At 43.8% G+C, this 16184-nt stretch carries 10 protein-coding genes; all 10 read right to left on the bottom strand.

Features of this window, described 5'->3' with window-relative positions; translation table 11 throughout:
* Positions 1 to 97: 97 nt before the first annotated feature.
* The 10 genes from lsrF to LBQ60_02470 all read right to left on the bottom strand — a co-directional run bounded on the left by lsrF (position 98) and on the right by LBQ60_02470 (position 15831).
* Positions 98 to 976 carry a 3-hydroxy-5-phosphonooxypentane-2,4-dione thiolase gene (gene lsrF / locus LBQ60_02515; GenBank protein MDR2036776.1) on the bottom strand — a complete coding sequence of 293 codons (879 nt, stop codon included), beginning with the start codon at positions 974 to 976 and terminating at the stop codon, positions 98 to 100.
* A 202-nt stretch (positions 977 to 1178) separates the two neighbouring features.
* Positions 1179 to 1799: a DAK2 domain-containing protein gene (locus LBQ60_02510; GenBank protein ID MDR2036775.1), complete on the bottom strand. Its 621-nt coding sequence runs from the start codon at positions 1797 to 1799 to the stop codon at positions 1179 to 1181.
* A gap of 8 nt (positions 1800 to 1807) precedes the next feature.
* Entirely contained in the window at positions 1808 to 2815 is a 1008-nt protein-coding gene (locus LBQ60_02505) for a dihydroxyacetone kinase subunit DhaK (GenBank protein ID MDR2036774.1), read from the bottom strand.
* Positions 2816 to 3049: 234 nt separating this feature from the next.
* Positions 3050 to 3364: a hypothetical protein gene (locus LBQ60_02500; GenBank protein ID MDR2036773.1), complete on the bottom strand. Its 315-nt coding sequence runs from the start codon at positions 3362 to 3364 to the stop codon at positions 3050 to 3052.
* A gap of 23 nt (positions 3365 to 3387) precedes the next feature.
* Complete coding sequence (gene ccsA / locus LBQ60_02495; GenBank protein ID MDR2036772.1) at positions 3388 to 5871, bottom strand: cytochrome c biogenesis protein CcsA; 2484 nt, start codon at positions 5869 to 5871, stop codon at positions 3388 to 3390.
* 139 nt (positions 5872 to 6010) lie between these two features.
* Complete coding sequence (locus LBQ60_02490) at positions 6011 to 10003, bottom strand: SUMF1/EgtB/PvdO family nonheme iron enzyme (protein ID MDR2036771.1); 3993 nt, start codon at positions 10001 to 10003, stop codon at positions 6011 to 6013.
* A 284-nt stretch (positions 10004 to 10287) separates the two neighbouring features.
* The gene (locus LBQ60_02485) at positions 10288 to 11013 is read right to left on the bottom strand and encodes a hypothetical protein (protein MDR2036770.1); all 726 of its coding nucleotides are present in this window, start codon (positions 11011 to 11013) and stop codon (positions 10288 to 10290) included.
* A gap of 26 nt (positions 11014 to 11039) precedes the next feature.
* Entirely contained in the window at positions 11040 to 12806 is a 1767-nt protein-coding gene (locus LBQ60_02480) for a YVTN family beta-propeller repeat-containing protein (protein MDR2036769.1), read from the bottom strand.
* Positions 12807 to 12950: 144 nt separating this feature from the next.
* A complete protein-coding gene (locus tag LBQ60_02475) occupies positions 12951 to 13757 on the bottom strand; it encodes an IclR family transcriptional regulator (GenBank protein MDR2036768.1) in 807 nt (268 codons plus the stop codon).
* 202 nt (positions 13758 to 13959) lie between these two features.
* Positions 13960 to 15831 (bottom strand): HAMP domain-containing histidine kinase, encoded by a 1872-nt coding sequence (locus tag LBQ60_02470; protein ID MDR2036767.1) that lies wholly within the window; start codon positions 15829 to 15831, stop codon positions 13960 to 13962.
* Between the last annotated feature and the right edge of the window lie 353 nt (positions 15832 to 16184).

Below are 16184 nucleotides of genomic sequence, written 5' to 3'. Positions count from 1 at the left end.
TTCCGAAAAAAAGATAACCTATTCCGGAAAACAGGAATAGGCTACCTAAAATAATCGAGTTTGGGTTTTTCTGCTTTTGAGTTAGTTTCCGGTTTACTTATTTCTCCGCCGATAGGTCTTTGAACATCTCAAAAGCCTGATCTACCGGAAGGTTATCATGTACCACGCCTTTTACAGCCTGGATCATGGCGACCGGATTTTCAGACTGGAAAACATTACGTCCCATATCCACACCGGCAGCGCCCTCATTAATGGCTTTATAGCAAAGTTCCAGGGCTTCCTTTTCCGGCAGTTTCTTTCCGCCTGCTATAACGATTGGAACGGGACAGGCTGCCACTACATTTTCAAAGCCGTCACAATAATATGTTTTTACGATATTGGCGCCATTCTCGGCACAGACCCTGGATGCCAGCCCGAAATAACGTGCATCACGGGCCATATCCTTTCCAACAGCCGTCACACCCATTACAGGGATATTGTACTTAGCACCCATATCAGCCAGTTTATACAGATTGGCAACGGTTTTTGCTTCTGTTGCCGGATCGCCGATAGCCAGCATGATCGCCATAGCCGAGACATTCATCCGGATAGCGTCTTCAATATCGATGATCACATTGTCGTTCAATTCCGTGAGAACGGTCGTTCCGGCATCCGAACGCAGACATACCGGTTTGTTGATATTGGCCGGTACTGAAGTCTGCAGGATACCTCTCGAACACATCAAACAATCTGCATATTCCATTAAAGGGAGTATCGTCAGGTCGATCCTTTCCACACCGGAAGTGGGGCCCATGATAAAGCCGTGATCGAAAGCCAGCATGACGGTCCTGCCGCTATGGACGTTAAAAATCCTTGATAACCGGTCTTTCATTCCCCAGGGAAGATTATCGGCGCCTTTTACATGAAAGGTCTGACCTTTTACTCCAATACCCAATCCGAATTTATTGCCTTCCCTGATATCATCTAAATCTGCCATTGTATAATTATCTGTTAAAGTTTAAAATTATTATTTATATGTAATTGTTCAAAATTAAACCCTCATATATGATTCATCTTTTACAGAGAGCTGGCGCGCGTTTGTAACGCGTGCTATTCAAACATACTGCACGCGTTACAAACGCGCGCTATCCAGGCTCACAAGCGTAAGGAAATAATTTTCCATTCTCAATTATCAATTCTCAATTATTAACTGCTTCTGCAAATGCGCTGAACATACAAGCCCATGAGGTCGCCCCGGAATCGGCAAAACCAATGGAACGTTCTCCGTAATTACGTGCGCGTCCGAAATTGGCTTTCAGAGCTATGGTCGACCCGGCGCCGGTTTGAGCGGCTTTTGCTCCCGCATCGATGATCCGGGCGATATCTTCCGATTGTGTCTCCTGCATCGCTTCTACGGCCGGGATCAGGGCATCCATCATCGTCTTATCGCCCTTCTTCGCCTGCGTTTGGGTCTGAATATTTTTCAATCCTCCGGCAAACATCTCTTTCACAGCCCCCGCATCCAATGATGTTCCGGCACTATGATCGCTCATTCCTAACAGGAAAGCGCCCAGCAATGTACTGGTAGATCCGCTGGTCTGCATCATGACGTTGAATCCCATGTCGTTCAACATGGTTTTAAATTCTGTTCCCTTTTCAGCCGCTTCGACGATCGCATTCATAGCGGCAACCATAGCGGTACCATGGTCGCCGTCGCCAATCACCGCATCCAGTTCGGAGAATTCACTTTCCCTTTCCTTGATACGGAGACTGGCATTTCGTATCATCAGCTTAAAAGTGCCTATGGTCAACTCATTCATTTCCGGTATTATTTACCTGTGTTGATCCAATAAGGGCTGTCTGCTTTTTTGTTTTTCAGCAGGTCGATATGATCGGCATCCAGCTTAGCCAACAGCATTTGGAAACCATGCTGTCCCTGAACGGTAAGCATTTCTTCTATCCTGCTTTCCGTAACCTCTACGCCTTTTTCGGCCAGAAGCTGGTATGCCCTACGGAAAATAATACTTAGTTCCATGTGGGTGGTACCGCCTGTTCCGTTGACATAAAGCAGGACACGATCTCCCTTTTGGAGTGGAACCTGTTGGGTAAGGAATCCAAGCATTTTTGCGGCGGTATCATCGGCAGAGACCAATGGCTGACGACCACCGCCACCCTCGCCGTGTTGTCCCATCCCGATTTCCATGATTCCGGCAGGAAGGTCGCAGATCAGCGCTTCGTTCTGAGGATGCGTACATGATCCCATGGCTACGGCCAGGGTAGCGATCTGTTTATTGAAACGTTCCCCGATCTCGATCAGTTCGTCTATATTCTTTCCTTCCTCGGAAGCGGCTCCCAGTATCTTGATCAGAGGCAGGCATCCGGCCAGACCACGACGGTCGGCATCGGGAGCATTGATTCCTGCACTGATATCATCGTGCGTGTTGATGCTTTTCACCTTTATACCTGCCCTTTCAGCTAATTGTGATGCCATGTTGGCACTCATTACATCACCCGAATGGTTCAACACGACCAATAAAATACCGGCATCGCGTTTGAACATTTGCAAAGCGGAAAACAAACGCTGGGCACCGGGAGCAGCAAAAATGTCACCCACAACGGAACAATCCAACATCCCTTCACCCACGAAACCGCTGAGCGCAGGTTCATGTCCCGATCCCCCCAAAGTAATGATCGCCACTTTGTCGTCGGATTTGGGATTTTTACGGACTACAATATTTTCAGCAGCCAGCGCTACCTTATCTTTATAAGCCATTACATAGCCTTCCAGTAATTCGGATGTCAGGTTTTCCGGATTATTAATGAATTTGGTTTTCATATGAATAAAATTATTTTAAATGGTTAGATGAACCCCGAAGGGCTCAGCAAAGCTAAATGTCCAACTTTGTTCATGACGGTGGGTATACCGCTATGTTTATGAACATTTCATGCGAATATTTTTAAATGATTATTTAAAGTTCAAAGTTTATCTTTGATGAGCTCGCAAGCCCGGTTCGGGTTCAAGGTTTCGTTTCTTATCTAACCTTGAACTTTTAAACTTTGGATTTTTGAATTATTTGATCTCCATTAATTCTACCGCTATGCCTTCTTCTTCGATGAAAGCAATTGTCAGGTGTTCATCACATACAGCCGGTCCGAAGATCACTTTAGCTCCTTTGAGCGCCTCCTCCAGATCAGGCACCTCATATGCCATGTGGGTGACCGTTTGCACCAGTTCCGGCATACACGACCCTTCCACAAACTTCAAATATTCTATCCGGTTGGCGCTCTTGGTGTAATCGGTCAGCCAGACGCTCAAACCTTCGTTGAAAAATGCCCCTTCTTTGTCTTCCCGGGTAACGATACCCACATGATTAAATTTCCTCATGACTTGTTTAGATTAATTGATTATTAAATATGGTTATGGTTGATGGTTGATGAATCAGGAGATACAACAGGATCGACCGATTTACCGGACGCAGGGTGAAGTGTTTTATACGACCGGTAGGAAACAACGCTTAACAATAGAAGTAACCCTCCGGCAACATATAAGTATACAAAAATAGCATTCACATTGCTGTTGGAACCGTAGGAATGCATCCCGCTCAGGAAATAATTCACCCCGAAAAAAGTCATCAATACGGAAGCAAAAGCGAATACGGACAGCACGTTGAATATCCACAGGTTATAGTAACGTTTGGCCATTCTCAGGTGGGTTGCCACGGCATATACCACAATCGTAACCAATGCCCAGGTTTCTTTGGGATCCCAGCCCCAGTAACGCCCCCATGATTCATTGGCCCAAATGGCTCCGAGGAATGTGCCAGTTGTCATCAGTATCAAGCCGGTCAGTAGGGATATTTCATTGATGATGCTCAATTCCCCGATCCGTTGTAGTACAGTAATGTTCTTTTTGTTCCCGAATGTCATTATCCCCAGATTGGTGGCGCCGATAAGAAAACTGATCCCCATGAATCCGTAGGCAGCAACGATTACTGCAACATGGAACATCAGCCATGGTGACTTGAGCACCGGCACCAGCGGGGTAATCTGCGGATCCATCCAGTTCAGGCCCGACACGAAAAGGATAACACCTCCGAAAAGGGTAGCCAGTGCCAGTGTGACGGTAGAACGGGAGATGAAAAGGAGCCCTGCCAGCACCGTAGCCCAACCCACATAAACCATGGTTTCGTAAGAATTGGAAAACGGCGCATGTTCCCCTATGTACCAACGCAGACATATTCCATACGTATGGAACAGGAAACAGGCAATGATTATCGCGCTTAACAACCATTTTCCGACAAGCAGGTACCGGGATTTCCTGTTCCATGAAAGGCATCCCAATACGAGCAGAAAAACTCCTGACATTAGGTAAAACCGTTTGGATAACGAAAAAATATTCATCCGGTTATACTTCAGCTCAGCTTGTATTTTTTTATTGTCAATATCTCCGGGACGGCATTTGGCCGACTGGTAGGTCGAGATCATTTCCAGCACCTCATCAGCACGCTGCCATTCACCTGTTTGCGTTGCTTTACGTACTTCCATGAGATACCAGCCCATGATCCGGGAAACGAACACGGAATCCATGCCTGAAAAAACCGACAGGTCGTCACCCGGAGAATACCATGGATGGTCCGGATGACCGGCATCCGGAAACAGATGGAGTAATTGAAGGTCAAATAATTGAAGTAGTATATTGGCCTTCTCGTCTAATTTCAACAGATCCTTATCCAGTTTGCTCCGTTCGGTAGGAGTCTTACCATATACCTGATTGACTGATCCTTCCAGCTTATAATTCCCGTTTGCGTCGAACAGGTCCGCATAAGCACATTTTTTCCCGCTAAGGTTTAACGAATGGATCAGTTCCTTGTTGGTTACATGGATCAAAGGTTGTTCACTCCATAGCTCCGGTACGATCAACAGGCTTAGCAGGAACTGGTCGGCATCCATAGCTCCGATCCGGTCGCTATGATATAATTTTCGTAGGATTTCCGAAGAAAAGGTATTGACAGGGACAATTCTTCCATAAGATGACTGCAGGGCAAGTGTTCCGAAAGCTTTGGCATGTTCCCGGTCGACCGGGAAATTTTCTATTCCGGGAATCAATCCCGGTTGGCCGGAAGCATAAACGTGCATCCGGAAAATACAAAGAACAAAAATGATTGTTACGGTTGTCTTTTTCAGCATCCGGAAAAGGACCCGCAGACGGGAGTTTTTACCTGTAAAGCAAAGGATGAAGCCGGCAAACAAAAGGAGATAACCGGCATAAGTAACACTTCTTCCGCATACATCTTTATTGACGGAGAGAACGGTTCCTTTTTCATCCTTATCGAATGAAGCCTGAAAAAACCGGTAACCATCCACATCCAGCGTATGGTTCATATAAACCAATGCATCGAATACTTTTTCCCTTGTATATACCCGCAATTCGCTCTCATAAGATGACGGGCTGCCGGAACCCGGATAACGATGCAGGGTAAAATCAAGCAGTTCCAGACTGAACGGCAATGTCTTAACGATCGTCGTTCCAAAAGACTGTACATGGAATCTGTCGGATTTTTCCCCTTCACGGATGTGTATATATCCTTCTTCAGAAAACAAATGAGTGATCAGGGCTCCTGCCAGAATAATGGTTAAGGCCCCATGTAGCAGCAGCATCCCCCATTTTCCCTGTTTCAGGTATTTATTTTTTAGAACAATAAAGATGAAATTTAAGATCAACAGAAGCTGTAGCAGGAAAAATACCGGTGAAAAATAAACGAGCCGCCTGGCCATATCTGTTCCGTAGTATTTTTCAATGAAAGTAGCCACCGCCAAGCCTGTTGCATATAGCAGTAACAGGACAATGGTAGTCCAATGGGATGAAATCAACCGGTATAAGTTCCTCTTCACCTGATCAAAGATTGCCTGTAAATAATGTCGTCAAAAATATATTTGGTCCCAACATTTTTTGCATGAAGATACGGGCTTAACGAGCCGCATTCACTCTCAATTTTCAATTTTCAATTCTTAATTTTTAATTCTTTATTACTTAGTCCTCGATAATCACCCTGAATCCTACATTTTTAACTTTTTGCCATGGATAAAAATACTTACGGGTATACGAGGTTGAATATTCCGGGCGTTCCCAATAAGAGCCTCCCCGCACCACTTTGAATTCGGAGTCCTTACCGGATTTTTCACTGTATGGATAAGGCAGGTAATCCGAGCGTGTCCATTCATTCACATTACCGTGCATGGCATACAGGTTGAACGGATTGGTTTCGTATTTCCGCGCATCGGTTTGTAACATATTTCCGTCATCTACCCCTTCTGCTTTCGGAATGAAATTGAAATAGGGATACCATGGATTATCCTTGGACATTGGCTGGGGGTCTACTCCACTTACAGCCATTTTAGTGAGTTGTGCATCTGCCAGGTTTTCTTTGGTGCTGAAATCGGTATTCATATCTCCATACCAGAATGCATGGTTGCTTCCCGCCCTGCAAGCCCATTCCCATTGCGCTTCGGTAGGTAAAGTAATATTCAGCCCTGTTTGTTGGCTTAATTGTTTACAGTATTCCATCGCTTCTTCCCAACTGACCCGTATTACAGGTTGTAAGGGTTCATTGGCCGGATACCCCGGAGTGGTGTGATCTTTCCAGAACTGGTCGACATAACGGCTATCATGTTCAGGAAACAAAACGTTGTATTGTTCGTTGGTTACTTCTATTTCTCCCATCCAGAAAGCTTTACCGATCTTCACACGTGAAACCGGCCTGTTATTGTTACTGCCGTTATTACTACCCATTACAAATTCTCCGGCGGGAATCCTTACGAAAACCATGGTGATGCCAGGTGCAAGGGTGATTTCTTTACGGATTTCCTTTTCCGTGGCAAGCATTTCTGTAACCTGTTTCGCATCAAACGGCCAGCCTTTTACCTTAACTTCTTTTTCGTCCTTCTTTTTCACAGGTTCCGGCATTTCCGGTTTAATCTCCCCCTTGGTTTTCAGGAAAGCGGCATAATCTTCCAGTTCTTTTTGCCAGTCCACATATACACCGTCTGCATATTTCTTTCCCAATTCCTGACGGCGGCTGATCTGTTCGATCCCGTTCAGTGGGTTTGCGACAAAACGGCCTTTATCGGGCGCATTGAAATCGATCCAGTTATACAACGACCGCCATTCCTCATCTGTAAGTTTAACATTATAATGGCCGTTTTTCAGCAAACGGACCAGTTCACTGGTAGATGCGTGGTATTCGTATGGAACCAATACCGGCATATCCGCTTCAGGTCCTTGCCGGTTGATGAACGGATGGATTGACAGGTAAGAAGTACCGTAACCACGCTTATCTTTCCTGCCGCCCCGCAGGTCCATTTTTCCGTTGTCTCCGTTATGACAGGACACACAGGCACGATCCAGTATCGGCTGTACTTCGTAGTCGAAAGTAAACGACCGCACATATCCATTATGCACCGTCAGTTTCGAAGGCGCTTTGGTCGATGCGATCACCCGCTTGGGAATGGCTATTTTATTCTGGTCTTCATGGCAGCCGACACAGGACACCACTTCACCGGGCATACCGGTAAACCAGCTTCTCATCCATTGTACAGCCCGTCCTTCCGAGTCGAGGGGTTGTAAAGAAACCGGCATATTGGACGGAATCTTGAAAATTACCGATCCGTCTTCTTCGACAGGTACGGTTCCCAGCAGGCGTTTGATATCCCATCCGCTTTGAATGCCCTGTGCATAAAAATCGGAAGGAGAATTGATATAAGCATATTCATAGGACAATACACGTAAGGCTTTAACGGTTCCGCGGGGAACTCCCCTTAAACCTTCGCCTTCATAAATATCCTGGATAAATACGGTAGCCTCTTTATCACCTAGCTTTACCCGGTCGGGTATAACCGGGGGAACAGTTGATTTGCGCACCGGTATGGGACTGATCAATCCTTCCCCTTCATATTCGGCAATCAATGTCACATTGTCGAATATATCCACCAGGTATATGCCCCATAGACTTCCCGGCGACAATTTAGCAGCCACCAGGAAATATTTATCATCCAAAGGATAGGGTTTAATAAACTGCGGCCATACATCATCCACCAGTTCGTCTTTAACCAGGGGTATAATTGGCCGGTTCCGGTAGGGTATTTCCTGCATCATTCCTTTGACCCCCGTTCTTGCTACAGTCGGATCGAAGAGTATTAACCGCCCGGAACGCGCTACTCCGTGATGACCGGAAATGATCCCTACAAAAGCCGATGAATGTCCCGGCAACGGCTGTATATCGAATGTGCTGTTCGGAAAGATGGAACCGCTACCGAATAAGGCTTTGTTTTCTGTTCCATCGGGATTCATGTGCATCACGATCCTTGAAAAATAATGGGTCAAGTCCGTATATTCCCACCGGGTATACATGATACGGCCATTGTGCATAATGGTCGGATTCCAGTTAGCGTCCTGATCGAATGTCAATCGCCGGAACGACTCTTTAGCCGGATCATACAATACAAAATTCCCTACCGGGTCGCTTCCGTTCACACAAGGTACTCCCTGGTATCCTACATTAGAAGCAGCCAATATTCGTCCGTCGGGAAGGTAAGCCCCGTCAAAAAATTCCAGATCAGGTTCCACCATATTTACAAGAGGGGTGGCTGTTCCTCCTCCATTCATGGTTGTCTCGAAAATATTCCAACGTTTATCCGGCATAATCGATGTAAACATGATCCTGTCGGCATCCCAGTGCAGTTTCAGGTCGGTAATGGAAGACCGCCCTTCCGGCTTGTATATGCTGCGTATTTTTATGTCGTTCCTGAGATTGCTTAATTCGACAATATCCGCATCAAAACCCTGACGACGGGCAGATTGCTGGTTCGACCAATTGTTGGATTGCGTCCCCAGTTCGGGAGCCATTGCCGAACGCGCCCTTCTCCCCAGATTGAAACGGGCAACCAGTATTTTATCCATATCCAGCAAAGTATTGCCCAACAGAAGCGAACGCTTAAGTGTTATTGCCTTCTTTGCATTATCCATAGCCTGGTCGTTACCGGAGTAGATTTCGTCAAATCCGTTTTTTGTTAATGACAGTAACTCCTGGTACTGAGGATCATACTTGGAAGCATCAAAGCCTTTTTGTTTTTTCATATCGGCATAAGCCAGCCGGACAGATTCCATATTCAGCCATGCCAATTCACTTTCCAAACGCAACAGGGCATCTTCTTTTTCAAACAACTCGAGATAACGGCGAATACGTGTATCGATATCCTTCTCACTTTCTATTTGCCTGATTTGATCTTTAAAATATGTCCCGTTTTTGACCTGATCGGAAAGGCTGACTGCCAGGCCTTTTTCGACTGAGTCATCGGTAGTAAGAAAGCACAGGTAAATATCCGGTATGTTGGATTGCAATAAGTTAAATTTTTCAGGGTATTGATCCTGAAGTTTCTGTACACGTTCACGGGGAAAAGTATTATAAGCCATGAAATAAGCCGATCCGTTCCTGGAAAGGTCTTCAATACCGACCTCGGCTTCAAAACGCACATACCCGTCAACAGGATAATAGATCACACTTTCTGCATGGGTCCAAACACCATGTTCATATCCCTTCCCGGCAATCCGTATTTCTTTATCTTCCAAATTCTTATTCAGTATGGGGGCATTACCCCAGCCGACCCGTACAAATTCCGGTTTTACCTCGTCCATCCATACACTGCTACCATTGGCTTTAATAAAACGGGCGTTGGCCCAAACGGCATGATCGAAAGAATTACCGTCAGGTCCTCCCCAGACCATCAATAACAACCGATCTACACCTTTCAGGTCGACCACAAAAGGCGCAGCTTTCATCCCTACTTTCATCCATTCGGATTGAACCGGCATATTTGCCTTTTGAAGGGTCTGCCGGATACTTGCTTTTTCGTTGACATAAGCATCTATCCACGATTCCTGTTTCTGTTCTTTCTTTGTTTTTTGGGCCTCTAAAGCAAAACAGGATAGAAAACATATAATGATGATGAAAACGGCTTTGTTATTCATGGTAGATTGATTGTAAAACTGGTTTTCTAATTTGTGCCAAACATTAAGCACTCAGTGCTATTTATTATTTCATTAAGTCGCATTGATCAAGCCAATTACACTCATCAAATGCAACATTAATTGATTGGTATTATTTATCTTATTTTTGAATACCGGATGAATACCCTGCTTGTGTGCGTTAGAAACGTGCGCAAACGAAAACAATCTGAACATAACATCCGGAATCATATTGTATTTACAATCCCGCCGGATCATATCTACCGGCGGGAATGAAGATGATCAAATTACAACTTCGCTTTGGAATTCGTAAAACGTAATCCACTGCCATCATGATAACATGCCCATTCGTCTACGATAGCGCCATCTGGTCCGGCCATCAAGAAATGGAAGGATTCCGCTTTCTTCAGGTGAATAATGTCACCGACATTCTGAATAACGAAATTTTTACTTTTAATTGGTCCGTGACTTACAGGAATAGAGGGTATATTGGGTGTTTCATCACCGATTTCCGAGAAGTTATATGCCCACCCTTTTGTTACCATCCAGGATTCGAACTTAGGAGAGAACTCTGTTTTCACATGTGCATGCTCCGGAATCATCTGACCGGGTAAAAGGTAAATAGCATGGGCAAAATAACCATGCTCCTGATCGTTTACCCAGAAAATCCCTCCCATACCTACATTTTCAAAGTCGCCGAGACCAAAGTCCACAGCCCAGAATTCAGCATCCATAAAGGAGGTCCAGGGCATACCATAGAAGTCCAACATATCTTTAAATGCATCCACAGCTACTTTTTCATTGAACTTTCCATCAGTATAAAAGTCCTTATTCGTATACTTTTTCTTATAACCTTTTAATACCATATTATTTAAATTATTACTTGTATTAACGCTTGTGGTGTGATTGCTGCAGCAGGCTTTCTCTTCGGTTGACTTTTTTCCTGTACATGATACCAGGGATACCAGCAGTATTCCGACACATAAAGTTTTCAAATTGAGTCTCGTCTTCATTATTGTTGATTATTGATGATTAAAAATTATAAAGAATTTACATATTCAACGAGGGCATCCAGTTCTCCTTTGGACAATTTCCGGTTAATGCCGTGTTTGTGTGTTGAAAACACATCATGCATGGTAGCAGCGCGTCCGTCAAACAAATAGGGGGAAGTCCGCCATACTTCGATGAGCGTGGGCGTATCCCAACCGTTTTCAAATTCGATATCATCGCCGATCCGGTGCATTTTCAGATCGGTAAAGTAAGGCCCACTGTGACATTGCGTACAATTCTCTTTTTCAAATACTTCCCGTCCCTGCTTTGCTTTCCCGCTGAGCTGTCCGTTGACTAAGTAAGGACTGGGTACAGGCCGTAAAGCTTTCAGGTATGCGTCCACACACCCGGCCTTTTCTTCCGGTATTTCGGAAAACTGGATATGAGTAAATCCTGCACGGACAGCGATCTCTGCTTTAGCACGTATCCCGGATATCATATTCGGAGGAGTAACATGGGAATATAACAGGCTTTTACAATTCTTGGGGTTACCGATCCCGTCATTCATCAGGTCCCAGTTCATCCCGTCAGCCCGGGCATCCCCCGGATGACATCCGTTACACGACTGCCAGGTCTGGAAGCAATAAGTAGCATCATTAAAATATTTTTCGCCCTTGTCTTCTGCGCTTTCCCTCCTGTTCGGATTCATATGAACCGTCGAAACGGACAAATCCTGCAAATCCAGCACATTCAGGATGTCTGAAAAATAGGTCGGAACCAGCAAACGGTTACCGTCCAATAATATTTTTCGGGGACCGTTCCCTTCCAAAGGAATGCGTTGCCGGATCCCGACAAGGAAGGTCAGGTCATAATCCAGGTTTTCTTTGGGTACATACGCTTCAAATTTCTTTCTCATCGCCGTATGATCGATCACACTGACCTCATGTGTCCCGGAATGGGAAATCAGGAGCAGGTCATCCGTACAGGTGATGTCCCATACCCCGGCAGCACCTTTTTCAGCCTCGTCAACCAGGATAGACCCGAGGTATTTCTGGGCACGGACATCGATCACACTGAAAGCGCTGGTATTCATCCATCCCTGTTGCAACTGGGAAGTGGGGAGTTGAAAACGCCCCAGGTTATGCAATGCATAAATATATTGACCATCGGGAGTGATACAGATGCCTCTTAATGCATTACTGCCACTGGCCAAAGGAATATCTTTCACTTTTTTGAAGTTTGTCATTTCGATCACCGATACTGCAGAAGCTACCGTATCCACGTCGGCCCGCTGAGCGGGAAGAAAATTGGTCACAAACAGGTATTTGCCGTCCTTACTGAAAACAGCCCCTCTGGGTTCGCGCAAAACAGAGACTGTGCGTAACACTTTCTTTTGTACCATATCGACTTCCGAAACGGTATTGGAAAACTGATTACAGACATATACCAGTCGTTTGTCGGGACTTAAGATAGGGGCTGCAGCTCCCGAACCCGTAGGAACCGATGCTTTGATCTCTCCCGAACGGAGGTCTACCTGGTGTAATATCCCCTGGGTTTCGAAAGTGGTGACATATGCCGTATTCCCATCAGACGCAACCCCTGTAGGGATCTCTTCAAAAGGGAACGAACGGATCAGTTTCTTTCCGTCAGGCGTATATAGATCCAGGCGTTTCATCCCTTTCTGGGAAAAAAGAATCCCATCTTCGCACCGGGTAATGCCGGTCGGGTAAAAAGGCTTATTGTCCGATATGATAAACGCCACACAACAGACAGCTCCCAAAAACACGATGATTCCTTTTTTCAAAAACTTTTTCATTGCTTTTATTTAAGCACTCAGTGCTATTTATTGTTTTCTTGAGTCACATTACTCAATGTTAATTACGTTCAGAAAGTATAACATTAATTGTTTTATATTACTTATAATAAACCCGCACAGATTTTCCGTCAATTTACCAACCGGTCAGTGAACTGTTCTGCTATATCCCAAACTAAGTGATATCTTTTCGGTCATTTCCCTGATCTGCCCGGCTGTAACCAGGATCGCCTGCGGAGTCAGCCGGTCCTTAGGTCCTGATGTCCAGATCACCCCGCACGGATATCCCCTGTAATTAAAAATGGGAGCAGCAACACAAATCACACCCGACAGTTCTTCTTCATTATCCAGGGCATACCCCACCTTCCTTACCTTCTCCAGTTCTTCCAGGTAATCCTTTTCATTGGTAATGGTACGGTCGTTATATTTTTCGAAACCCATATACGAAAGGTAACGGTTTCTTACCACATCGGGCAGATATGCCATCATAGCTTTGCCGGGAGCGGAACAATGCAGTTCGAAACTTTTCCCCGGAGCCAGCACAAACCGGAAAGCGTGATGTCCCTGGGCCTGCTCTATAAAAACTCCTTTTTCACTTCCCAGTATACCGAAACAAACCGTCTCCTTAATAATATCCCGTAATTCACGAAGGCATGGCAGAACAATCTCGAGTAAATGATGTTCGTTCAGTGAAGAGAAACCAATAGTCAACAGTTTGGTGGATAACCTATATGATTTTTCCGTTTCATTATAAAGCAGATAACCCAGCTTAACCAGGGTTTGCAGGACACGATAAGCAGTAGTCTGTGAAATATTCAACGAAGACTTGATTTCCTGCAAATTCAAGCCTTTAGGGTAGGAAGCCAGATGCTCCATAATAATCAACCCCTTTTCAAGTCCGGGAACATGATAATTTTCCCCTTCATTTTCTTTATGTGAAATATTCTTTTCCATATGTGGAATTTTAATTCACGTCCGTATCAAATATAATAAGAGATAGCAGGATTCCAATACATCAAATGTGAAAAATAGTTAAAATGCTTCTTTTAATTATCCGTTGGCTTTTTACAATATATACCGGATTCCAGAAAACAGGAATAGACTACCTAAAATATCGGAGTTTGGGTTGGTCAGTAAAAACTTTTATAGGGTCAATTTAAGGATGTAATGGAATAGTAAAATAAAATGTGCTTCCTTTTCCCAATTCACTCTCAAACCAGATGGTTCCACCATTAAGCCTTACAAAATCGGCACTGAGCACCAATCCCAATCCGGAACCGGATTCGTTGGTCGTACCTCGTTGACTGGTAGTTTCAGAAATATTAAATAATTTTTGCTGTGTTTCAGGCGAAATTCCAATACCGGTATCTTTAACAGAGATTTCCACAAAATCACCTTTCACAGCACTGGCAATTGTCACGATATCCCCGGATTGCGAATATTTGACCGCATTTGTGATCAGGTTGCGAAACACCACATCGGTCATATCCGGATCGGCCCATACCTGCAATGAAGTAATTGCATTATAGAGGACAATACCTTTATAGAGGGCTTGATGCTCCAAAGAACGAATACTTTCGTTGCTCCGTTCCCGAATGTCAAAATATCCTGGTTGCGGACTAATACCGTTCATCTGCGATTTCGACCAATAAAGCAGGTTGTTGAGCAAAGAATAAGTTTCGTTTGCTTTGTTCGAAATATCTTCCAGCATCTCATCCTGCTCCTCAGGACCGACTTCACGCAATGAAAACAGTTTTATCATCGACATGAACGAAATCATTGGATTTCGCAGGTCATGAGCAATGAGTGAAAACAATTTGTCTTTTACTCCATGTAATTCCTGTAATTCTTCATTGTTTCTTTGTAACAACTTATTGTCGTTTACCCGTTTTTTGTAGTAGATAACAAGCATCACTACCAACATTAATATCAAAACAAGCAAAATATATAACAGGAAATTTAACTTTTCCTGATTCCGCTTTTCCTGAAGGATAATCTGCTCTTCAGCTCGTCGCTGTTCTATTTTGTGCCAGTTTTTTATACTGACGATCTCATCTATTTTTGCTTTCTTGGCAATACTATCATCTATTTCAACACTTTTTCGAAAATGCAAAAATGCTCCCCAGCAATTTCCCTTCAAAGAATCGATTTTCATCGAAACATGTTCGATATAATAATTATGATTAAGGCTGTTTTCTCCGGACAGACCATGCACTTTATCCAGATAATATTTTGCAGAATCTACATTTTCAAAAATAACATGAATCTGTGCCAATGTGATATATACCCACCGGAGGTCAACACTGTCTTTTTCATCCCTTACCCTTGCCCTGTGTACATATTCCAGGGCTTCATCCTTTTTCTTTTGCTTTGCCAGTACTTCTCCATATGATCTTTCGAGAACAGCGCGTGAAGTGGGTCTGACCTCATCCAAACGGGCAATAGCATATCTTATCCCTTCAGTAATTTTTTCACTCCCTTCACCACTATTGACCAAGGCATTAACTGCATCAGCAATAAAACGCACATTGCCAATCTTCATGCTCAGATCAAGCAGGTGATATACCTGTGTCCTTAATGTTTCAACCTCTCCAAGCTTCTGAAGGGTCATGATAATGTTATTATTAATATAACAAAGCCTTAAAGTATCAGCTAATTCGGTGTATATTTTTTCCGCTTTTTTATAATAGGAATATGCTTCGTAACTTTGATCTGATAAGAAACAGATAATACCTGTAACATTATATGCCCTCGCTGTTCCTGTTTTATAATGCAATTTTTCTCCCAAAACAACTGACTCCTGAACATACCGTCTTGCCAATTCTAATTTTGAAGAATCACCATCAAGTATCAGCGGAACATACGCATAGGCAATATCATTTAGTAGGTTGACCCGTGTCGTATCATAAGTTCTGTGATGTGAAAATACCTCTATTAAGCTATCGATATTTTCGATTGGATCTTGTGCATTCACAGAAAACTGGAACATCATTATCAATAAAAAAATCCTGTAAATTTTCCCGGACATAAACACTACAGATAACTTCAATTGTATGATGGTGCGAAAGTAACTATTTTCGCCGACACTTTTGTTTCATGATAGCAAAATTCGTATCAACAATTACTCTCCCTTGCCAATAGTGTTGTTTATAGGCCTCCTCAAATTAGTTCAATTCAAAATTAATCATAAATTTATTATTTTTTAAGGTATGATTGAGAACGAATTCTATGTTAAAATCCAAATTATTTCATTATTATTTAGCCAAATTTTATATCCAACTGATTTTGGTAATCATTTATATAAATCTGTCCTTTTTGCACTAAAGCGAAGATGATCTGTAAAAGCTTATTTCTTACATTGTTAATTATCAATTTGATTTT

This window comes from Bacteroidales bacterium (genome assembly GCA_031275285.1).
In the GTDB taxonomy this organism is placed as follows: domain Bacteria; phylum Bacteroidota; class Bacteroidia; order Bacteroidales; family UBA4181; genus JAIRLS01.
This window is presented reverse-complemented; position numbering and strand designations above follow the sequence as displayed.